Origin of the sequence: Hyphomicrobium sp. CS1BSMeth3, from assembly GCF_900117415.1 — a bacterium.
Classification (GTDB): Bacteria; Pseudomonadota; Alphaproteobacteria; order Rhizobiales; family Hyphomicrobiaceae.
The window spans coordinates 2,454,236-2,474,231 of the sequence record NZ_FPEI01000006.1; the positions used below are offsets into that span (position 1 = coordinate 2,454,236).

19 protein-coding genes are annotated in these 19,996 nt (G+C 64.9%); 5 read left to right on the forward strand and 14 right to left on the reverse strand.

Translation table 11 applies throughout. The features are described from left to right. Positions 1 to 110: 110 nt before the first annotated feature. Positions 111 to 2,216: a BTAD domain-containing putative transcriptional regulator gene (locus CS1BSM3_RS26375; protein ID WP_072393117.1), complete on the forward strand. Its 2,106-nt coding sequence runs from the start codon at positions 111 to 113 to the stop codon at positions 2,214 to 2,216. Positions 2,217 to 2,240: 24 nt separating this feature from the next. Here CS1BSM3_RS26375 and CS1BSM3_RS26380 read toward each other — a convergent pair whose 3' ends face one another. After that, positions 2,241 to 2,657 carry a hypothetical protein gene (locus tag CS1BSM3_RS26380; RefSeq protein ID WP_072393120.1) on the reverse strand — a complete coding sequence of 139 codons (417 nt, stop codon included), beginning with the start codon at positions 2,655 to 2,657 and terminating at the stop codon, positions 2,241 to 2,243. A 36-nt stretch (positions 2,658 to 2,693) separates the two neighbouring features. Then, positions 2,694 to 4,484, reverse strand: coding sequence for a peroxidase family protein (locus CS1BSM3_RS26385; RefSeq protein WP_072393123.1), 1,791 nt, complete (start codon positions 4,482 to 4,484; stop codon positions 2,694 to 2,696). A gap of 201 nt (positions 4,485 to 4,685) precedes the next feature. Between CS1BSM3_RS26385 and CS1BSM3_RS26390 the strand changes: the two genes are divergently transcribed. The 3 genes from CS1BSM3_RS26390 (at position 4,686) to CS1BSM3_RS26400 (ending at position 6,375) form a co-directional block, all read left to right on the forward strand. Beyond that, positions 4,686 to 5,000 (forward strand): hypothetical protein, encoded by a 315-nt coding sequence (locus tag CS1BSM3_RS26390; protein ID WP_072393126.1) that lies wholly within the window; start codon positions 4,686 to 4,688, stop codon positions 4,998 to 5,000. Positions 5,001 to 5,087: 87 nt separating this feature from the next. Further along, the gene (locus CS1BSM3_RS26395) at positions 5,088 to 5,516 is read left to right on the forward strand and encodes an OsmC family protein (protein WP_072393129.1); all 429 of its coding nucleotides are present in this window, start codon (positions 5,088 to 5,090) and stop codon (positions 5,514 to 5,516) included. A gap of 88 nt (positions 5,517 to 5,604) precedes the next feature. Then, positions 5,605 to 6,375 carry an SDR family NAD(P)-dependent oxidoreductase gene (locus tag CS1BSM3_RS26400; protein ID WP_072393132.1) on the forward strand — a complete coding sequence of 257 codons (771 nt, stop codon included), beginning with the start codon at positions 5,605 to 5,607 and terminating at the stop codon, positions 6,373 to 6,375. An 11-nt stretch (positions 6,376 to 6,386) separates the two neighbouring features. Here the strand turns inward: CS1BSM3_RS26400 and CS1BSM3_RS26405 are convergent, their stop codons facing one another. Beyond that, the gene (locus CS1BSM3_RS26405) at positions 6,387 to 7,493 is read right to left on the reverse strand and encodes an NAD(P)/FAD-dependent oxidoreductase (RefSeq protein ID WP_072393135.1); all 1,107 of its coding nucleotides are present in this window, start codon (positions 7,491 to 7,493) and stop codon (positions 6,387 to 6,389) included. 15 nt (positions 7,494 to 7,508) lie between these two features. Next, positions 7,509 to 8,294, reverse strand: coding sequence for an SDR family NAD(P)-dependent oxidoreductase (locus CS1BSM3_RS26410; RefSeq protein WP_072393138.1), 786 nt, complete (start codon positions 8,292 to 8,294; stop codon positions 7,509 to 7,511). Between the two features lie 254 nt (positions 8,295 to 8,548). On the opposite strand from CS1BSM3_RS26410, the gene atzF reads away from it, so the two are divergent. Next, positions 8,549 to 10,336, forward strand: coding sequence for an allophanate hydrolase (gene atzF, locus CS1BSM3_RS26415; RefSeq protein WP_072394629.1), 1,788 nt, complete (start codon positions 8,549 to 8,551; stop codon positions 10,334 to 10,336). Positions 10,337 to 10,345: 9 nt separating this feature from the next. On the opposite strand, the gene CS1BSM3_RS26420 is transcribed toward atzF, so the two are convergent. The 10 genes from CS1BSM3_RS26420 to CS1BSM3_RS26465 form a co-directional block, all read right to left on the reverse strand. Then, a complete protein-coding gene (locus CS1BSM3_RS26420) occupies positions 10,346 to 11,035 on the reverse strand; it encodes a GntR family transcriptional regulator (RefSeq protein ID WP_072394632.1) in 690 nt (229 codons plus the stop codon). A gap of 28 nt (positions 11,036 to 11,063) precedes the next feature. Further along, entirely contained in the window at positions 11,064 to 11,453 is a 390-nt protein-coding gene (hpxZ, locus tag CS1BSM3_RS26425) for an oxalurate catabolism protein HpxZ (RefSeq protein WP_072393141.1), read from the reverse strand. Positions 11,454 to 11,465: 12 nt separating this feature from the next. Next, on the reverse strand, positions 11,466 to 12,851 hold the full coding sequence (locus tag CS1BSM3_RS26430) for an AtzE family amidohydrolase (RefSeq protein WP_072393144.1): 1,386 nt from the start codon (positions 12,849 to 12,851) through the stop codon (positions 11,466 to 11,468). A 3-nt stretch (positions 12,852 to 12,854) separates the two neighbouring features. Further along, the gene (locus CS1BSM3_RS26435) at positions 12,855 to 13,046 is read right to left on the reverse strand and encodes a DUF4089 domain-containing protein (RefSeq protein ID WP_072393146.1); all 192 of its coding nucleotides are present in this window, start codon (positions 13,044 to 13,046) and stop codon (positions 12,855 to 12,857) included. A gap of 14 nt (positions 13,047 to 13,060) precedes the next feature. Further along, entirely contained in the window at positions 13,061 to 14,824 is a 1,764-nt protein-coding gene (locus CS1BSM3_RS26440; protein WP_072393149.1) for a dipeptide ABC transporter ATP-binding protein, read from the reverse strand. 9 nt (positions 14,825 to 14,833) lie between these two features. Next, the gene (locus CS1BSM3_RS26445) at positions 14,834 to 15,721 is read right to left on the reverse strand and encodes an ABC transporter permease (protein WP_072393152.1); all 888 of its coding nucleotides are present in this window, start codon (positions 15,719 to 15,721) and stop codon (positions 14,834 to 14,836) included. After that, a complete protein-coding gene (locus CS1BSM3_RS26450) occupies positions 15,718 to 16,731 on the reverse strand; it encodes an ABC transporter permease (protein ID WP_072393155.1) in 1,014 nt (337 codons plus the stop codon). The genes CS1BSM3_RS26445 and CS1BSM3_RS26450 overlap by 4 nt, the downstream gene beginning before the upstream one ends. Before the next feature lie 30 nt (positions 16,732 to 16,761). After that, on the reverse strand, positions 16,762 to 18,381 hold the full coding sequence (locus CS1BSM3_RS26455) for an ABC transporter substrate-binding protein (protein ID WP_072393158.1): 1,620 nt from the start codon (positions 18,379 to 18,381) through the stop codon (positions 16,762 to 16,764). A gap of 324 nt (positions 18,382 to 18,705) precedes the next feature. Further along, positions 18,706 to 19,509 (reverse strand): GntR family transcriptional regulator, encoded by an 804-nt coding sequence (locus CS1BSM3_RS26460; RefSeq protein ID WP_083528920.1) that lies wholly within the window; start codon positions 19,507 to 19,509, stop codon positions 18,706 to 18,708. Then, complete coding sequence (locus CS1BSM3_RS26465; protein WP_072393161.1) at positions 19,493 to 19,996, reverse strand: MaoC family dehydratase; 504 nt, start codon at positions 19,994 to 19,996, stop codon at positions 19,493 to 19,495. Before CS1BSM3_RS26465 ends, CS1BSM3_RS26460 begins: the two co-directional genes overlap by 17 nt.

The window sequence follows — 19,996 nt, forward strand, 5'->3', positions numbered from 1 at the left end:
ACGGGGGAGAACATCTCTAGCTTATCAGTGCAATGCACAATCAGCTTCAACAGCAGCCAATATAATCTCCGAAGAGGGTCAGGGTCGTGGCGAGAAGCGCGCAAGAATCCGTGCCGCCATCCACGGCCAAGCTTGTCGCGCAGCTCATCGGCCCTCAGTACGTCCGCTATGACGGGCACTCCGTTCAGCTTTCCAATCGCAAGTCGCGCGCACTGCTCGCGTACCTCCTGCTGACGGACAAGGGGCGCGAGAAGCGGGAGCGTCTCGTCGGCCTCCTGTGGAGCGAGACCGATGACACGCGCGCACGCGCATCGCTGCGCCAGGCACTCTATGAGACGCGGACCGCGCTGGACACGGTCGGCTATCCCGGCTTCGAGGCCGACAAGTTCGATGTCGGCTTGAGGGCCGCATCGTTCGAGGTCGATATCAGCGAGGTCCTCGATCGCGTGAAGGCGGGCGAGCCTCATCACTTGCTGCTGGAGAACGAGCGCCTCACGGACCGGCTGCTCGATGGCTGCGATGCGATCGACCCGGCCTTCGACGTCTGGCTGACGGCCAAGCGCGAGGCGATCCGCCAGCGCATCGAGCGCGACCTCGAGACGGCGCTCAGGGAGCACGCACAGGAAAGCCACGCCGTCGAAGATCTATCACGCGCCATCCTCAATCTGGATGCGACGCACGAGGAGGCGGCACGTGCGCTCATGAGCGCACGTCACGCCGCAGGCGACACGGCTGGTGCACTCGCGATCTACAAGAAGCTTTGGGACCTGCTCGACGCGGACTATGACACCGAGCCATCGAAGGAGACCCAGGATCTGGTCGCCGCAATCAAGCTCGGCAAGCTTCCGATACCGAAGGTGTCCGCGCCTCCAGCAGCAGAGGCCAAACAGACGCCGCTCGCCTCCGTCGCAGGGGCGATCATGCCGCTCGCCGGCATTCCTGGAGAGAACGCTGGTCCGACCGCCGCAGAACGATGGTCCACGCGCTTCGTGCTCTCCGTCGCGCCATTCGAGATTGCCGGTGCGCGAGCCGAGCAGCTTCATCTGGTGCACGGCTTCCGTCGCGAGCTGCTCGCTTGCCTTACGCGCTTTCGTGAATGGCTCGTGCGCGATCTCGGTCCCGCCAGCGCTCAGCCGCTGGCGCCACTCGGCCCAGGCTCGGAGGAATATACGATCGAGGCCAGTGCCGTGCAGGCGGGCGAGGCACTCCGCCTCGTTCTCACGCTCAAGGAGACTGCCACGGGCGTACTGCTGTGGAGCGAGCGGCTGCAGCTTTCAGCCGTGGAATGGATGAACGCGCAGCAGACGGTCATGCGTCGGCTGGCGGCGGCGCTCAAGGTCAACGTGTCGGCCGAGCGCATGTCGACCATCTCGCCGAAGCCGGACGAAGGCCTCAAAGTCTTCGACACGTGGCTGCGTGGACAGGCCCTGATCCTGAGCTTCGACCCCAAGGACTGGCACCGCGCCGCCGAGCTTTTTCGCACGGCCATTCGCGAGGCTCCGGGCTTCGCGCCTGCCTATTCGAGCCTTGCCCAGCTACAGAATACGATTCATTTCGTGCACCCGGGCATATTCCGGAGCACCGAGCGCACGACGGACGCACTGAACTACGCGCGCGAGGCAGCACGCCTCGATCCCGTCGACTCGCGCGCTCATCTGGCACTCGGCTGGGCGCACGCATTTGCCAGCCAGCACGAGCAGGCAGCGGCGCACCACGAGCTCGCCCACGAGCTCAACGATAACGATCCCTGGACGAGCACGTCAGCCGGCCTCGGCTTCGCGTTCGGCGGTGACACCAACAAGGCCCATGTCTTTCTGAGCGATGCCGCGAGCCACATGGTCGACCCGATGCCCATCCATTGGCGCTACAGGACGATCGTCGAGCACATCAGCGGGAACTACGCAGCCTCCCTCGCCGCCGCCGAGCAGGCAACCAGCAGCGTCCCGAACGAGCTCGGCTGGAAGGTCTCGGCGCTCTATCATCTGGGCGAGACGGAGCAAGCCAGACAGGAGCTCAAACGCTTCTATGCCTTGATTGCACAGCGCTGGTGCGGCTCATCGCAGCCGACGGAAGAAACCATGGCGCGGTGGTTCCTTCATCTCTTCCCGATGCGTCGGAACGAGGATTGGGAGCACCTGCGGGAGGGACTGGCGGGCGCAGGTGCTCCCGTGACGGATCTCTCCCCGGCGATTGCACGCCCCACGGCGCACGCCTGAAGTGATCCGGCCCGGTGTGGCGCCTCAAGCGCACATGCTGATCGTGTAGTCGCCGATGCGAAGGGCGTGGAAGCGGAGCTTGTCCTCCTCCGTATCGCCGATATTCGGCCGGCGTCCGAAAACCTGATTGTAGAAATCAGGGAGCTCGTAGGTCCGCTCGGCGTGCTTGAAGTCCTGCTCGTTGGCCTCGACGATTTCCTTCGGCGGCAGGCGGATCGTGATGCACGCCATGCTCGGCTGGACGAAGACGATGGCCTTGAAGCCCTCGAGCTGGAGGCCGAGGTTCAGCTTGTTGTTGCAGAGATCCTCGAACTCCCCGAAGGAATGGGGCATGGGGATCGGCGGGTCGCCCGGCACGAGATAGTTCTTGCCGGTCGCCCATGACTTGACCAGCAATCCCCACCGCAGCTCGCTCAATGGAGGCACGATACGCTTCGGCATGGTCGTCTCCTATCCTGCTCACGCTAAAATGACATCTCAGGCCGCAAATTTTCCCTTCGCGGCCAGGAATAGAATGACATCCTTCATCTCGCCGATCTCGCGGCGATCGGCACCGGCGCCCACAGCAACGTCGTCCAGCGCTGCAGGGTCATCGAGAAGCTCGCCGCCGCAATTGCGGAGTGCTTCGCTGAGCGTCGATGCATTCTCGAACTCGATTTTCTGATCAAGCGCCCCGAAGATCGTTTCGGCGACGATGATCGAACCGAGGGGCCCGAGCCGGGCCCCGCCACCGTCCCGCACCGGAGCGCCGTCCTTGATGGTATGCGCGGCCTCGAAAAGCACGAACAACGACAATGGAGGATCATTGGCAAGACGCCGTTTGTCAGTCTCCGACAATCGTCCTGTGCTGTCACTCTCGCCTAGCCAGCTCAAGAACGGCGCCCGCCAAAATTCATAGGTGCTGAAAAAATGGGCGAGTGAAGAATTCGGTAGTGCCTTGGCAAGCCGCTCGAACAAGCGCGGCACAGACCAGATGCCCGCGTGCGCGGCGCTCAAATGGTCCAGGAACGGAAGGCCCAGACCGGGCTCGGACGTGAACATGAGGTCCGAGAACATCACCCGGCCGTAGTCGGGCCCGATCCGCCGGCTGTAGTTGGGGGCCGTGCCTTGCTCGACTTCGAAGAACAAACGCCAGTCGATCAGCCAGTCCTGGGAGACCGGCAGCTCGAAGGGAAAACGGCGCGCCTGACGGAGCGCGAAATCCGTGAGTAGAGGCGCCTTGCTCGGATCATTGATCCGGTAGCTGTCGCGCACCATGGCATGGCCGAAGCGGAACGCACCGTGGGAGAACTCGAGCGGGATGCCTTCGCCCTTGTCCAGGCGCAACCCGTCGTTCGCATAGGCTGCATAGACCTTCTCGTGCAGGATCCTGCGCAAGAGATCGTCGCGAACGATCTTCCGGTAGATCAACGTCACGGCGAGACGGGCGCACAGGAAGCGGCGCCAGGCGCGCTCGGCCTGAGACCAGCCCTGCGGATTGTGCGGCGGGCGATCCTGGAGCGTCTTGATCACCGTATTGTGGAGCAGATGGAACAGCACGACGAGCTGCGAGAGCAGGGCATGTGAATCATTGCGCTCGTCGCCAATCATCGTGTCGGTCGGATACGGCTTGGGGTTGTCGGTATCCTGCTCCTCGTCCTCGACGAGGAAGACCGGTTTGCCGTTGGCCAGTCCTGCCGTACCGGTGCCGCGACCGAGATCACGGTGCGGACAGAAGGTAGCTCCGGGCACCCGGGGCCGAGGCGGGCTGAGGCGCAGCCGCGTGCGCGGTACGAGCCCCCTGCTGAAATGGTGCTCGGTGTCGACCTCGTAGGGATCGGGCGTGAGCTCCGGCCCATCGCCGTAGATGGTGTCAAGGATCAGCGCATTGTCGCGGGCATTGTCGACCGCCGAACGCCCGATGATCGTCGATAGCGAGACCGTGCTCGCGACGAGGTCGTGCGCGACGAGCTGGAGGAGATACGTGTAGCCCGAGGGAATTGCCGGGTTCTCCCACGTCTTCAGTTCGCTGGCTTCTGCCGCGGGCGCGGGGAGCGTGTCCGACCAGAAGTGGTCCGGCGGCTCACTCCTCTGCCGGGTGAGCTTCTTCATCAGCTCCGTGAGGATGCGATCGCCGTCCGGCTCCTGCAGGAGACCGTCGCCGCTGAAAAGCACCGCTGAAGAGCCGAACAAATTGCGAAAGCCGCGCCGCGGATCGACCTTGGCTCCCGCCTTCCGGTCGACGATGTCCTTCAGAGCTCTGAGGCCAAGCGGGTTGAAGCCGTGCATCTTCGTCCCTCTTCGCAATCCGGCGCCGTCTTCGCGATGGCTGCGGGGCCAAATGTACGCCCGGCCCCGTCAAGCGAGCGTCAATTGGCCGGCGCCCCCAATTGGCGGCAACAGAACGGTGACTTGACGGGCGTCGCCTACGGCTTCTTCGCGGCTGGATGACCCATCCGACCATGCGTTCCCGGCCCGAAGGAGACACCCATGAACGACGCCCCACGCCACAATGGATTTTCTCTCGCGAAAATTCCGCGTCCGCACTGGTCAAATCTCTACCTCTGGTGGCTGATATGGCGCGCGGCACGCGCAGCCGAACACGCCTACGAGAGGGCCCGCGCCGATGGTCTGCCGCGTGATGTGGCCGCGAGCAGCGCATTCAAGGCTCTGAACACCGACGATCCGTTGGCAGATCCGGAGCAAGCAACCGCCGCTCAGCCGGCTCCTCTCGACGCCGCTCTCCCACCCGAGCGCGCATCGGCACCGCTCGATGCCGTCGACAGACCGATAGCAACGGCGTGATGTCCCCTGGAACTCGGGGGCGGTGATCCCCATTCAGGTGGAAGCGGGGCCGCGCCGGCCCTCGCCAACGCCAAGGAGACCGAACCCATGAAAATCAATCGGAAGGGCAGCGCGAGCTGGAGCGGTGGCCTCAAGGACGGCAAAGGATCGATCAGCACCGAGAGCGGCGCGCTGGCCAATCATCCGTACGGCTTCGCGATGCGCTTCGAGGGTGTGAAGGGCACCAACCCCGAGGAGTTGATCGGCGCCGCTCATGCGGGCTGCTTCACGATGGCGCTCTCCAACATCCTCGGAAAGGCGAACCTGACCGCCACGAAGATGGACACCACGGCCACCGTAACCCTCGAGCAGAAGGACGGCGGCTTCGCCATCACCGCGATCCACCTCGAGCTCAAGGCCCAGGTCCCGGGCACCGACCAGAAGCAGTTCGCGGAGCTTGCCAAGGCTGCCAAGGAAAACTGCCCGGTCTCCAAGCTGATGAAGGCCGAGATCACGCTCGACGCCAAGCTCGTCTAGATCCCCAATGCCAGGGCGCCTTCTCCCCGCTTGAGCCCCATGGCGGGCCAGCGTAGGAAGGGCCCTGATCATCGACGGGGAGCACACCATGAGCCGCCTCAAGGGCAAGGTCGCTTTCATCACCGGTGGCGGCGGCGGCATCGGTCGCGCAACGGCCGAGCGCTTCGCCGAAGAAGGCGCGAAGGTGGTTATTGCGGACATCGACGGCGCCGCGGGTGAGGCATCCGCCGCCTCTGCGCGTGAGCGCGCCGCCAATCGGGGCGGCGACGCGTATTTCATACGCTGCGACATTACCGAGCGGTCGAGCGTCGAAGCCGCCATGGCCGAGACGGTCGCCCGTTTCGGCAAGCTCGACATCCTGCACAACAATGCCGGCGGCGCTCAGCCAGCCGACGGCCCGGTGACCGAAGCGCCGGACGAAGAATTCTGGCGCGCCATCAAGCTCGATCTCTACGGCACGTTCCTATGCTCGAAGATCGGCATTCCACACATCATCAAGGCGGGGGGCGGCTCGATCATCAACATGTCGTCGATCGTCGCGCTCATGGCCCTGCCCGGGCGCGATTGCTACACCATGGCCAAGGGTGGCATCTCCGCCCTCACGCGCTCGATGGCCGTTGAGTACGCCGCGCACAAGATCCGGGTGAATGCGATCGCCCCGTCCGTGACGCTCACCGACCGCGTGAAGAAAATGCTCGACGGCAGCGGCAACGCCACCGAGCGCATCGCCGCATCGCACCTCCTCGGCCTCGGCCAGCCGATCCACATCGCCAACCTGGCCGTCTATCTCGCCTCCGACGAGGCGGCGATAACGACCGGCCAGGTCATCCCCGTCGATAGCGGCGCGACCATCTGGTAGCGCGCGATCCCTCAACCCGCGCCGATCGCATAGGCATCGAGCGCGAGCTCCGTCGGCTTGCCGAGCGTCAGCCTCGCAAGCTCGGCGCCGCTGAACGGCCCCATGGTGAGACCGCTCGGCCCGAGCCCATTGCCGATGATCAGATTGTCGATGCCCGGCGCTTTGCCGAGCTTCGGGCGAGTGTCATCGGCGAGCGGCCTGAAGCCGATGCGGATCTCGTGCAACGTCCACGCGGCGAGCCCCGGCGCGATCGTAAGCCCCGCATTCAGCACTTCTGCGACGCCCGCGGCCGTCAAACGATAGTCAAAGCCCGAGCCCGTTTCCCGCGAGGCGCCGATGACGACCCGCGAGTCCTCGAAGGCCAGCAGGTAGTAGCTGTTGAGCGGCTGCAGGATCGACCAGTGCGCCGTCTCTGTTCCAGGCAGACGCAGGTGGACGATCTGGCCGCGTTGCGGCGCCACCGCTAATCGCACACCGGCAGGCTCCAGGAACTTCGGCGCCCACGCACCCGCCGTCGCAACAACGGCATCGGCCTCGATCAGCTCGCCATTGACGCGCACGCCCGCCGCGCGGCCACCACGCATCACAAGCTCCGCCGAGCCGTTCACCAGTCGGGCACCGCGCTTCGCGGCCGCCCGCTGCATGGCAGCCGCGATCCGCCGACCATCGACGCGCGCACCGCCCGACACGAACAATCCCGGCTGATCCTCGCGCAAAGGCGGAAACGCGCGCCGCGCATCGGCTGGCGCAAGGCGCTCGATGCTGCCGGCCTCGGGCGCATCGACCGCGCGGGCTCGCGCACGCCTCTCCGCGGCATCGAGCTCGGCAGGATCAGAGGCCACGTAGAGCCCGCCGACCTTGGCATAGCCGAGATCGAACTCACCATCCTCGGCGAGCATCTGGACGAGACGCGGATAGTACCGCGCGCCGTGCGCGAGCAGCGCATAGTAGTCCTCATCGACCGTCGGCGAGCCCCAGGGAGAGACAATGCCCGCGCCCGCCGCCGTCGCGCGCCCCTCATCGACGCGATCGACCATCGTAACGGCGCATCCCGCCCGCACGAGACTATAAGCCGCGCTCGCGCCGAGAATGCCGGCGCCGACGACAATCACTTTCATGAGGCTGCTCCCTGCTCAAATGTTCCGTTGCGAGCCGCCATCGATCTCGATCGCGGCGCCGTTCATGTAAGCAGCGTGCTCCGAGGCAAGATAAGCAACCAGCCGCGCGACCTCCTCGGGCTTGCCGAAGCGCGGCACGCCCATCTTCGAGAGCAGCACGTCTGCGGCCTGCGCGATGGGGACACCGGCCTGCTCGGCGGCCGAGCGCAGTGATTGCTGGAGACGGCCCGTCTCGAACACACCCGGATTGATGGCATTCACCCGCACGCCATCACGCGTGCCGATCGTTGAAAGCGCCTTCGTGAAATGCAGGAAGGCAGCATTCACCGAGCCGCCGATCGTGAAGTCCGCACTCGGCATGCGCGCACCGACGCCGACGATATTGACGATCGCGCCGCGGCTTTGCTTGAGGCTCGGCCAGAGCGCGCGGCTCATGCGCATGGCACCGAAGAACTTGAGCCCGAAACCGCTCTCCCAATCCGCATCCGTCAGCGCGAAGAAATCGCCGCGCTTCGTTGCACCAGCCGAGTTCACGAGGAGATCGACCGTGCCAAGTTCCGCGGCAGCCGCGGCTGCCGCGCGCTCGATCTCAGGAATGCTGGTGAGGTCGGCGGCGTGCGGCACTGCGCGAATGCCATGGCGTGCGCGCAGCGATGCCGCGTTCTCTTCGAGCGCCTGCTTGTCGCGCGCCACAAGCACGACATTCATGCCCTCGCTCGCGAGCACCTCGGCGATGGCCGCTCCGAGACCGCGGCTCCCACCCGTGACGACCGCGTTCTTTCCCTTGAGCCCGAGATCCATCGTTCCTCCTTATTGTTGTATGCCGCCCCTGGCTCCAAAGTGGATGTGAGCGGCCGCACATCATGGCTGGCACGCCAGCCGGCAGCAAGTGTGTGTGACCGCCCGAGACTGGACCTCGCGGAACGCCTGTAAAATGAGCAGTCTTGCGCGTCCCCGTGACCATGCAAACCCTTGCGTGGGGCCGATCAACACGATAGCCCTTGCTCGCGCACGGCCTTCCTCGCGCTGTCGAATTTCCCCTCAAGGAGCTGCCTGTGGCCGAAACGGTCGCCTCTCTCCTCGCCGGGCACAGGTCCGGTCAGATTTCAGTCGCCGATACGGTCAGCCGGACGTTTCGCCGCCTTCGTGAAGCGAATGATCCTGCGATCTTCATTTCCGTGCGGGATGAGGCCGCCGTCCTGGAAGAGGCCCGTGCGCTCAGCGCGCGCGATCCGGCGACATTGCCGCTCTATGGCATCCCCATTGCCGTCAAAGACAACATCGACGTCGCCGGCCTGCCGACCACGGCCGCCTGTCCGGCATTTGCCTATACGCCCGCCGCCGATGCCGAGGCCGTCGCGCGCCTTCGCCGCGCCGGCGCGCTGATCATCGGCAAGACCAATCTCGATCAGTTCGCGACGGGTCTCGTCGGCATGCGCTCGCCTTATGGCATGCCGCGCAATTCGCTGAGGGCCGATCTCGTCTCCGGCGGGTCCAGCTCGGGATCTGCCGTCGCCGTTGCACGCGGCATTGTTCCGCTGGCCCTCGGCACCGACACCGCCGGCTCTGGCCGCGTACCTGCCGGTCTCAACAACATCGTCGGCCTCAAGCCGAGCCTCGGCCTCATTCCGACAACCGGCGTGGTGCCGGCATGCCGCTCGCTCGATTGCGTCTCGGTGTTCGCGTTGACGACAGAAGATGCCTTCGCGGCACTCTCCGTCATGGCGGGCCCCGACGAGAACGATGCCTTCTCGCGCCATCTGCCGGTCGGCCAGCCTGCAGTGCTCCCACCATCGCTGTGCATTGCCGTTCCGCGGCCCGCGGATCGCATTCATTTCGGCGACAAGCAGGCTGAAGCGTCATTTCGCGCGGCAGAGGAAATCGTGCGCGGGCTCGGCGCAACGCTGGTCGAGATCGATCTCACGCCGCTCTTCGATACGGCGCGGCTCCTGTACGAAGGCCCATGGGTTGCCGAGCGCACGGCCGCCGTCGGCGAGTTCATTGCGCGCCATCCTGATGCCGTGCATCCCGTCACGAAAGCCATCATCACGCAGGGCGTCGACAAGTCGGCCGTCGACACATTCCGCGCGTTCTATAAACTCATGGCGTTCCGTAAGATCGCGACGAACCTTTTCGCGGGCTTCGACGCGCTCATGGTGCCGACCTTTCCGCGGCCGTGCACGATCGCCGAGCTCGAGGCCGACCCCATTGGGCCGAACTCGGGCCTCGGCACATACACGAACTTCGTCAATCTGCTCGATCTTGCGGGACTGGCTGTGCCGGTCACGCTCACCCCAGACCGCACGGCCTACGGCGTCACGATGCTCGCGCCCTGCGGTCGCGATGCTTTTCTTGCGGGCCTCGGCGGTACCATCCATGCCCGTACGGGGCTTTCGCTCGGCGCGCTGGACGAGCCGCTGCCGGCTTGGACGGCCCCAGCCGGCTCGATCGATAAAGACGAGATCGCGATTGCCGTGATCGGCGCGCATCTCTCGGGAATGCCGCTCAACCACGAGCTGACGGCGCTCGATGCGCATTTCCTCGGAGCGGCCGAAACCACAGCCGACTATCGACTGTTCGCCCTCAGCACCGAGCCGCCGAAACCCGGCCTGCTCCGCGTCGCGAGCGGCAGCGGCACGCCAATCGCCGTCGAGATCTGGGCGCTTTCAGCAGAGGCCTTCGGCCGGTTCGTTGCTGGCGTCCCGTCGCCACTCTCGATCGGAACGCTGAAGCTCAAGGATGGCCGCAGCGTGAAGGGCTTCCTCGTCGAGGCCGAAGCCGTGCGCGAGGCGTGCGACATCTCCACCTTCGGCGGCTGGCGCGCCTACGTGGCATCCCGATAACAGAGCGGATCAGCCGCCGCGATACGTCGCGTAGGCGTCGTGCACGCTGCCGATGTGCGCTTTCATGGCCCCCGCCGCCCGCTCCGCCTTGCCGTCCATGATGGCGCGTACGATCGCCTCATGCTCGGCGTGTGAGCGCGCGAGCCGGCCGAGCGTGCGGAACTGCGCGCGGCTGAAAGGGGCGATGCGCGCCCGCGTCTCGATCGTCAGGCGCTCCAGATAGTCATTATGGCAACCAGCATAGATGATCGAATGGAACTGCTCGTTGAGCTCGTGATAGCGCTGCGGATCACCGGCGCGCACCACGCGCTGCAGCGCCCCATGAACGCGGCGCAGATCAGCCTGCTCCGGCGCCGTCATGCGCTCGGCGGCAAATCCTGCGCACAGAGATTCGAGCTCGCGCAGGGCTTCGAACATGCCAGCGAGCTGAGCCTCTGTCGCGCGCGCGACAACGGCACTGCGGTGAGGACGCGCCTCGACGAGTCCGCTCGCAACCAGCAGCCGGATGGCCTCGCGAACGGGCGTGCGCGAGACGTCGAAGCGCTTTGCCAGCTCGAGTTCCTCAAGCGCGATACCTGGCGGCAACGCGCCGCGCACGATGTCATCGGCAATCTGCTCGCGCAAACGTGCCGCGAGCGTCTTGAATGGCACTGCAGGGCGGGCACCACCGCCTCCGGCAAACTCCTGCAGCTTGGTCATGCGCCTCACCCCGTCCATGCGGGCCAGTCTATGCGGGTTTGTCGATGATGCTCACATGCGCGGCGACGATGAACCAGCCATCGGGAAAGCGCACCCACGTCTGCATCTGCCGCCCGATCTTGCGATCACCCATCATCTCGCGATGGAACAGCGTCGAAGCCGTGGCGTAGTCGCGGCCGTAGGTCGTGATGACCGTGCGATGAATAGTACGCTCGAGGTTGATGGCCGGCCGCGCATTGCGGAAGGCCGCAATCTCGTCCGCGCCGTAGAGGTTCTCCCCGATGCCATAGCGGATCGTCTCAGGCGCCTTGCGGAAGAGCGCGGTCAGCATTTCGACATCGTTGGTCGTCAGCGCCTTCTCGTAGCACTCGAACAGCGCACTCACCTCGGCGACGACTTCCGGCAGATTGATTTGCATGTCAGCCTTATCCTAGAGCGGTGGACGTGGTGCCTGCGCGACCTGCGCCCCTTCCAGATGATGAGCGATGCGCAGGGCGATATCTTCGCGCCAAGGGGCGGCGATAATCTGGACGCCAATGGGCAACGGGCGCAAGGGGAGCGGCACGCACACCACCGGCAGGCCGATGAACGAGATGGGCTGCGTATAAATGCCGATGTTGGCGCGCAGCGGCACTTCCGCACCATCGAGCATCATGGTCTGCTGGCCGAGCTTCGGAGCCGTCATCGGCGTGGCCGGCGCGAGGATCGCGTCATAGCGCTCGAACAGTTGCAGCACCTGCGCGCGATACCAGCGGCGGAACTTCTGGGCCTTGGTCACGAGCGAGGCCGGTACCATGGCACCTGCAATGAGTCTGTCGCGCGTCGCCGGATCGAAATCGCCGGCGCGTGTGCGCAGGCGATCGAGATGCAACGCTCCGCCCTCGCTGGTCGTGATGACGAAGGCCGCGGCGCGGGCGCGTGCCACCTCTGGAAGCTCGATGATGTCGTTCGCCTTCAGCTCTTGCGAAACGAGAGACATGGCCTGGATGACTTCCGGCCCGGCGCCTCGCTCAAAATAGCCGCCGGCCACGGCAATGCGCAGTCCGCCAATACCCTTGTCGAGCGTCGGCAGCGCAGGCTCCGGCAGCCGCGTCGTGCAAACGGGATCCTCGGCATCCGGTCCCTGCATGGCGTCATAGGCGAGGGCCAAGTCGCGCGCACTCCGCGCCAGCGGCCCCAGATGATCGAGGCTCGCGACGAACGGGAATGTGCGCGCGCGCGTCAGGCGGCCGTAGGTCGGCTTGAGGCCGAACAGCCCGCAGAAGGACGACGGCACGCGGATCGATCCATTCGTGTCCGAGCCGAGCGCGATCGGCACGAGCCCGCCCGCGACCGAGCCGCCGGAACCGCCCGAGGAGCCGCCCGTCATGCGCCCCGTGTCATGCGGATTGCGCGAGGGGCCGTCGTGCACGTTCTCGCCGGTGAAGTCGTAAGCATACTCGCCCATGTTGAGCGCGCCGAGCAGCACCGCACCAGCGCTCTCGAGGCGCGTGATCAGCGGTGCATCAACCGTCGCCGCCGCGCGCGTGCGGTTGATCTTGCTGCCGGCAAGCGTCGGCAGGCCCGCGACATCGAAGAGGTTCTTCACCGCAATTGGCACGCCGGCCAGAGGACCCAGCGGCCGGCCAGCGGCACGCGCAGCGTCGACCGCGCGGGCTTTGGCCAGTGCTCGCTCGGCAGTCACGGCTGTGAAGGCATTCAGTACGCCGTCGCGCTCTTTGATGCGCGCGAGCGCGGCCTCGGTGACGGCAATGGCGCTCGTGCGCCCCTGCGCAACGGCTTCCGCGATCTCGGCGGCTGTGGACCAGGCTTCCATGGCTCAGGCCTCAAACACGGGCGCTGGCTCGCTCTCATCGGGCAGCTCGAAGTCGGCCACGATGTTGGCGAGACGGACGGACACGGCAAGGTTCGCGCGGATCGACGGCATCCAGGCATCCTCGATCGGCACGCCGAGCGCCGCCGCAGCAGCCTTGATGTAGGCCTCGAGGGCCTTGTCATCGATCTCGCTCATCTTCAGCTCCAGATTTACAGCGGCGGATGCGGAATGGCGGACAGCAGCTCGCGCGTATAAGCCGCGGCCGGAGCTCCCAGTACCTGCTCCGTCGGCCCCTCCTCGACGATACGCCCGGCCTGCATGACGATCACGCGGTCGCAGAGCAAGCGTACCACATTGAGATCGTGCGACACGAAGAGATAGCTCATGCCGAGCTGCTCCTTGAGGTCCTGCAGCAGGTTCAGGACGACCGCTTGCACGGAGACATCTAGTGCTGCCGTAGGCTCGTCGAGGATGACGAGCTCGGGTTTCAACGCGATAGCGCGCGCGATGCCGATGCGTGCCTTCTGGCCGCCCGAGAGCTGGTGGGGAAAGCGATCGAGCAGATCGAGGGGAAGACCAACCTGCGTCGCCAGCTCTTCGCAGCGCGCGCGCACGGCCTTGGTGCCCTTCTCATCCCCCATACGCAGGATCGGATCCGCGATCGCGCGCGCAGCCGTGAAGCGCGGATTGAGGCTCTCCGTCGGATCCTGGAAGACCATCTGGATGCGCTTCCTGAGCGGCAGGCGCGCGAACTGCCGCGCAGGAATGGCGCCGATGTCCTCGCCATCGAAGAGGATCTGCCCGTCAGTCTTGTCGATGAGCCGCATGACCATGGTCGAGGTCGTCGACTTGCCACAGCCGGACTCACCGACGAGCCCGACGCTTTCACCGCGCCGCACGCTGAAGCTGATACCGTCGACGGCGCGGAAAACCGGCGGCGGCGCATCGGGCGACGCAGCACCATTGCGCTTGAAGAGCCCTGCGAAGCTACCGCCGTTCACATCCTTGCGCGGATACTCCTTGATGAGGTTATCGACCACGAGAAGCGGCGGCTCCCCTGCCCCCTGATGCGCAGCGCCATTGATGGCGCTCGCCTTGCGCAAGGCCGATCGCGAGACGGCATCGTCCTCGGGCAGGAGATCGGTCAGCGTCACACCGGGCCGCGGCGTCGCGCGCACGAGCTTGCGAGTATAAGGATGATTAGGTGCTGAAAATATCGCGTGAGAATTCGCCGTCTCGACGACGCGGCCCTTTTCCATGACCACGACGCGGTCGCAGTAGGCCGCAGCGAGGCCGAGGTCATGCGTGATGAGGATCGTGGACATGCCGCGCTCACGCGTCAGCTCCACGACGAGGTCCATGACCGTCTTCTGCGTCGTGACATCGAGGCCTGTCGTCGGCTCGTCAGCGATGAGCAACTGCGGCCGGCACGCGAGCGCGAGCGCGATCACGACGCGCTGGCACATGCCGCCTGAAAGCTCGAAGGGAAAGGCATGGTAGCGCTCATCCGGGCGCGCAATGCGCACCTGCTCGAGGATCGCGATCGCCTTTGTCTTGGCATCATCCGATCCGGCCTGCGCGTGCTGGCGCAGCACGTCCTCGATCTGATGGCCAACCTTGCGGATCGGATTGAGAGCCGCGCGCGGGTTCTGGAAGATCATCGAGATCTCGCGGCCACGGAGATCGCGCATGTTGCGCTCGTCAGCCTTGCCGACATCGACGCCGCCGAAAGTGATGGTGCCGTTGGCGATGTGCCCTGCGCGATCGAGAATACGCATGACCGCGTAGGACGTGACCGATTTGCCCGAGCCGGACTCGCCGACGATCGCGACGGTCTCGCCCTTGCCGACGGTCACATCGACATGCTTGACCGCCTGTACCGTGCCGCGCCGGGTCGAGAATTCGACCGTGAGATCGCGCACGTCGAGGAGGGGGACTTCTGGCGGTGCATTGGGAATGGCTGCTGCTGTCATGCCCGGTCCTCAGGTGCGCCGCTGCGGATCGATGATGTCGCGCAGACCATCACCGAGCAGGTTGAAGCAGAAGACGGCCATCATCAGGCCGAGCCCGGGGAAGAACGCGATCCACCACTCGCCCGAGACCATGAACGCGGCACCTTCCGCGACCATGATGCCCCACTCGGGCGTCGGCGGCCGCACACCAAGGCCGATGAACGAGAGGCCCGCAGCATTGAGGATCGCATAGCCCATGGTGAGCGACATCTGCACGACCATGATCGGCATGATGTTCGGGAGGATGTGGCCGAGCAGGATGCGCATCTCGCCATTTCCCGAGAGCCGCGCCGCCTGCACGAAGCCGGCTTCACGCCGCACGTTCGCTTCCGCGCGAGCAATGCGCGCATAGAGCGGGAAGTTCACGATCGCGGTCGCCAGCACGATATTCTCGACCGTATTGCCGAGCGCCGCGACGATGCCCATGGCGAGCACGAACAGCGGAAATGCCATGATGGTATCGGCTATGCGGCTGACAATGCGATCCGTCCAACCGCCGAAGAAGCCGGCAGCGACGCCGGCGAGCCCGCCCATGAGGAACACCAGCACGACCGAGAAAATCGCGATCGCGAAATCTAGGCGCGTCGCCACGACCACGCGGCTGAAGACATCGCGGCCGAGCTGATCCGTGCCGAACCAGTGGCGCGCGGAAGGCGCCTGCAGCGCGGCGGAGGTGTTGCTTGCCAGCGGATCGTACGGAACGATGTGGGGACCGAACAGCGCAGCCAGCAGGATGATCACGAACAGGCCAAAGGCAAAGCCGGTGACCTTGTTCTCGCGGATCACGTACTGCGCGTGGCGCAGGACGGCGCCCATGCCGTGCGTCGGCGCGGACGGAGCTGCCGTCGTATCGCTCATGCCTCGATCCTCACGCGCGGGTCGATCAGGCCGTAAAGGATGTCGATCAGGAGATTGAGGACCACGTACATCACCGCCATGGTGAGCACAAAGCCTTGCACAGGCGCAAAGTCAGAGGCGATCAGCGCCTCGACGGCAAAGGAGCCGATACCCGGCCAGGCAAAGACTTTCTCGACGAGCACGTTGGCGCCGAGCAGGAACGAGAAGACCATGCCGAGCGTCGTCACGACGGGCAGCATGGCATTGCGGAAGGCGTAAGTGACGATAACCGTCCCCGGCGAGAGACCGCTCGCGCGCGCCGTGCGCACGAATTCCGATCCGAGCACAGCCAGCATGGAGGCGCGCGTCATGCGCGCGATCGGCGCCAGCGAGAAGATGGCCAGCGTGGCTGCCGGCAGGATGAGCTGCTTGAGACTCGCGAGGAACACCTCGCCGTCACGCGCAATGAGACTGTCGATGAGGAAGAAGCCCGTCACGCGCGGTGGCGGACTGAAGAAAATGTCGAGGCGTCCGAGCGGCGCCGGCGCGACACCGAGCTGGTAGTAGAAGAAATAGACGAGGATCAATCCGGTGAAGAACACCGGCAGCGACACGCCGGCCGTAGTCAGTATCCGGCACGTATGATCGAGGATCGAGCCCGGATTGGTCGCCGCGAAGATGCCGAGTGGCACCGCAATGAGAATCGATACCAGCAGGCCGAGGATCGTGAGCTCGGCTGAGGCCGGCAAGCGCGTGCGGATCTCGGTCGCGACCGGCAATCCCGTGCTCAGCGAATTGCCGAGATCGCCGCGCGCGAGATCCGCCACATAGCGCCCGAACTGCACGATCAGCGGCTGATCGAGCCCGAGCGCGACGCGGATCTGCTCGATGGCTTCCTTGCTGGCGGCGGGCCCCGCGAAGTATGCCGCGGGATCGCCGGGAAGTGCGCGCGTCAGCAGGAAGGTGACGATCACGACGCCGATGAGGCTCGGGATCGCCAGTGCCGTGCGCTTCAAGATCAGGTGCAGCATGGGAGCTCCCTGATGTGCTGAGGGCCGCCGTCAGGTCTTCTCGATCGTGCGATAGTCGAGCTGGCGGTGGAACCAGTAGCGATAGCCGGAAATGTTCTTCTGCATGGCCGCGCTGAGCGTCGGCTGGAAGAGCGGGATGCGCGGCACCTCGTCGAAGGCCTTCTTGACGAAACCCTGGACATTCTTGTCGTAGGCCGCGGTGTCGTTGGCTGCCGCCGCTGCGCGCGCGGCGTCGATCATCGCGTCCATCTCCTTGTCCTGGTAGCTCATCGTGTTGAAGACGGCGTTCTGGCCGTGATAGCACCAGAAGAAGAAATACTCGGGATAGTCGAGCCAGCCCGAGAAGAAGTTGGAGATGAGCGGCATCTCCTTCTTCAGGAGCTCGCCGCGCCAGTTCGCGCCAGGGATCTTGTTGATCGAGACCTTGATGCCGATCTGGCCGAGGCTCTCCTGCACGAGAATGCAGAGCGGCTCGTTCACGACACCGAAGCCGAGATCGAACGACAGCGTCGTCTCGAAGCCGTTCGGATAGCCCGCTTCGGTGAGAAGCTGCTTCGCCTTGGCGAGATCCGTCGTGTAGGCGTGCGGCTGCGGCCACGCCGTCTGAAGGGGATCGCCGGGCTTCGCGCCGTACATCGGCCCCGCGAGACCGAAGAGCACCGCGTCCATGATCTTCTGGTAGGGGATCGCGTAGGCGACGGCCTGGCGCACCTTCACATTGTCGAAGGGCGGCTTCTTCACGTTCATGCCGATGTAGCCGATGCCGTTGCCGATCAGGTTCGTGACGACGGCGACCTTGCCGGCGGCTTTCAGCTCGGCAAAATCCTTGTTCGGCATATCGAAGGAGATGTCGGCGTCGCCGCGCTCGATCAGCGCGCGGCGATTGCCGGCTGAGGGCACCGTGCGCCAGATGACGCGCTTGATCTTCGGCAGCGGGCCCGACTTCCAGTCGTCGAAGCGCTCGTAGACGAGCTCACTGCCGGCCTGCCAGCGCGTGACCTTGTAAGCGCCGCCGCCCGCGGTGTTGACCTTGGTGTACTCGAGGCCCCAGGGGTCCTTCTCCGTCGCGTGCTTCTTGATCAGCTCGGAGTTGTAGACGCCGGGTACGATCACCGCGAGATCGGGCATCGTCAGCTTGTCGGGGCGAATGAAGTCGACGCGGAACGTGCTATCGTCAACGACGACGAACTGCTCGGGCTTCTCGAGCGAGCCGGCTTTCATCTGGAAGGTCGGGAAGCCGCCGACCGTCACGGCGCGATCGAAGGACCACTTCACATCCTTCGCAGTGATTGGCGTGCCGTCGTGGAACTTGGCGTTCTTGCGCAGCTTGAAAGTGACGGAGTTCGGCTTGAGGTCCCACTCCTCGGCGAGCTCGGGCACGAACTTGTCGCGGTCGTAGGACTTCGTGCCGTCCGGCAGCGTCTTCTCGCCGTGCGTCATCAGGCGGTCGTAGCAATTCCACGACACTTCGTAGCCGGGCCGGTTCGTGCCGACGCCGTGGATGTCGAAATTGTTCGGCGCGTACTCCGTAACGACGAGCAGCGTTTCCTGACGCGATTGCGCATTGGCACTCGACCAGACTGCGGGCAGGGGAAGTGCACTCGCGGCGCCGGCTGCAGACAACGACTTCAGAAACTGACGACGTTTCATGAGCAATTCCCCTCCTTGCGAACGAGCGCGGACACGCTGATGGAGGGTTAACAGCAACCTTTGTGCCAACTCGGCACGCGGCGTCCGTTTTTGGATCAATGCGCTGATCCAATTTGATTATTTCGGCCGGAGGTCGGCGAATGAGCGAGCGCCATGGAGAAGCTCAGCCCGCAAACTTGCATACAAAATGGCATACACGCCTGAAATTTAGCCCGCGAAGCGAGCGCGGCGGGGTACGCGATCTCTACTTCCAGAGAAGCACCGGAAGACGCGCGTATGAACGCGTTGCGCGCTTCCACGCGCTGCGCCATCGAAGCGTGAGAGCTACCCCTTCACGCGCCGGATTGTCATTGTGTGGCGGAAGCGCTCGGCGGGATGGATGTTGATCGCGACCAACGCGATCTTCCCCGAGGTCAGGCGATAAGTCCGCTGGACGTCGAGCGCGACGGAATTCGGCTCGACCTTGAGGCCGCGCGCCATGGTCGCCGGAATGATGCTGGCCGAGATCTGCTGTTGCACTTCGTCTATGCGCTGGCCGAACAGATCCTCGATGAGATGAAAGATCGGGCCGCGATTGCGCTTGAGGAGCCGCCCGACCCCAGCGAACTCTTCATTGACGAAGACCTCGGCCCAGCAGGCCGGCAGCGGGCTCTGGTCGGATTGCCGATAGCCGCGCACGATGAGCCAGCGCTCCCCGATCGCGCCGCCGATCCGTTCCGCGAGTGCGGGATCGGCGGTGATCATCTCCATGCTCTCGATATCGAAGCGAAGACCAACCGCGAACGTGACGAGGTCGTTGATCGACGTCACCTGATGCAGATCAGCGTCCGAGGGATCGAACGGAATGACCATCGTGCCGGCTCCCTGCCGCGATGCGACGAGACGGTCCTCGCGCAGGCGCCGCAGCGCTTCTCTTATCGTGTAACGGCTGACGGAGAAGCGCGCGCAGAGCTCTTCTTCCGTCGGCAACTGCGAGCCGACCGGATAGACGCCTCGGACGATCTCGTCCTTCAGCACCTGCACGACCTGGCGATAGAGCGCCTCTCCCGAGCTGCTTGCCGGGAGCGCCGCGCGCTGAGGCCGCCGTTGGCGTGTCGGCCGCTTCTTCAGGTCAGTATTCGATGTCATGGCCCTGCTTTGGCACCAGCATGGTGCGCTCGAAGCTCATGAACTGCGTGCCATCGGCCTTCTTACCGACGGTGCGCACCGTCACGATGCCTTGGGTCGGGCGCGAGGACGACTCGCGTTTTCCCAGGACCTCAGACTCCGCATAGATCGTGTCACCGATGAAGACCGGCGCCGTGAGCTTGATGTCATTCCAGCCGAGGTTGGCGATCGCCTTCTGGCTCAGGTCGCTCACGCTCATGCCGACAACGATCGACAAGGTGAGGCAGCTATTGACCAGCGGCTTTCCGAATTCCGACTTCGCCGCGTAGGCAAAGTCGAAGTGCACGGGATGCGTATTCATGGTCAGCAGCGTGAACCAGGTGTTGTCGGTTTCCGAGATCGTCCGCCCGGGCCGATGCTCGTAGATGTCCCCGACCGTGAAATCCTCGAAGCACCGGCCGAAGGTTTCGCGATAACGCTGGCCGCCGACCGCGGTATGGCTCTGCAT

Excerpts from the sequence above, each read along its gene's own strand:
- CS1BSM3_RS26435 (WP_072393146.1), bottom strand. The coding sequence starts at position 13,046 with ATGAGCGAGATCGATGACAAGGCCCTCGAGGCCTACATCAAGGCTGCT.
- CS1BSM3_RS26380 (WP_072393120.1), bottom strand. The coding sequence starts at position 2,657 with ATGCCGAAGCGTATCGTGCCTCCATTGAGCGAGCTGCGGTGGGGATTG.
- CS1BSM3_RS26410 (WP_072393138.1), bottom strand. The coding sequence starts at position 8,294 with ATGGATCTCGGGCTCAAGGGAAAGAACGCGGTCGTCACGGGTGGGAGC.
- CS1BSM3_RS26420 (WP_072394632.1), bottom strand. The coding sequence starts at position 11,035 with ATGACCAAGCTGCAGGAGTTTGCCGGAGGCGGTGGTGCCCGCCCTGCA.
- CS1BSM3_RS26390 (WP_072393126.1), top strand. The coding sequence starts at position 4,686 with ATGAACGACGCCCCACGCCACAATGGATTTTCTCTCGCGAAAATTCCG.
- CS1BSM3_RS26400 (WP_072393132.1), top strand. The coding sequence starts at position 5,605 with ATGAGCCGCCTCAAGGGCAAGGTCGCTTTCATCACCGGTGGCGGCGGC.
- CS1BSM3_RS26445 (WP_072393152.1), bottom strand. The coding sequence starts at position 15,721 with ATGAGCGATACGACGGCAGCTCCGTCCGCGCCGACGCACGGCATGGGC.
- CS1BSM3_RS26455 (WP_072393158.1), bottom strand. The coding sequence starts at position 18,381 with ATGAAACGTCGTCAGTTTCTGAAGTCGTTGTCTGCAGCCGGCGCCGCG.
- CS1BSM3_RS26385 (WP_072393123.1), bottom strand. The coding sequence starts at position 4,484 with ATGCACGGCTTCAACCCGCTTGGCCTCAGAGCTCTGAAGGACATCGTC.
- CS1BSM3_RS26430 (WP_072393144.1), bottom strand. The coding sequence starts at position 12,851 with ATGGAAGCCTGGTCCACAGCCGCCGAGATCGCGGAAGCCGTTGCGCAG.
- CS1BSM3_RS26395 (WP_072393129.1), top strand. The coding sequence starts at position 5,088 with ATGAAAATCAATCGGAAGGGCAGCGCGAGCTGGAGCGGTGGCCTCAAG.
- hpxZ (WP_072393141.1), bottom strand. The coding sequence starts at position 11,453 with ATGCAAATCAATCTGCCGGAAGTCGTCGCCGAGGTGAGTGCGCTGTTC.
- CS1BSM3_RS26460 (WP_083528920.1), bottom strand. The coding sequence starts at position 19,509 with ATGACATCGAATACTGACCTGAAGAAGCGGCCGACACGCCAACGGCGG.
- CS1BSM3_RS26465 (WP_072393161.1), bottom strand. The coding sequence starts at position 19,996 with ATGCAGAGCCATACCGCGGTCGGCGGCCAGCGTTATCGCGAAACCTTC.
- CS1BSM3_RS26405 (WP_072393135.1), bottom strand. The coding sequence starts at position 7,493 with ATGAAAGTGATTGTCGTCGGCGCCGGCATTCTCGGCGCGAGCGCGGCT.
- CS1BSM3_RS26450 (WP_072393155.1), bottom strand. The coding sequence starts at position 16,731 with ATGCTGCACCTGATCTTGAAGCGCACGGCACTGGCGATCCCGAGCCTC.
- CS1BSM3_RS26440 (WP_072393149.1), bottom strand. The coding sequence starts at position 14,824 with ATGACAGCAGCAGCCATTCCCAATGCACCGCCAGAAGTCCCCCTCCTC.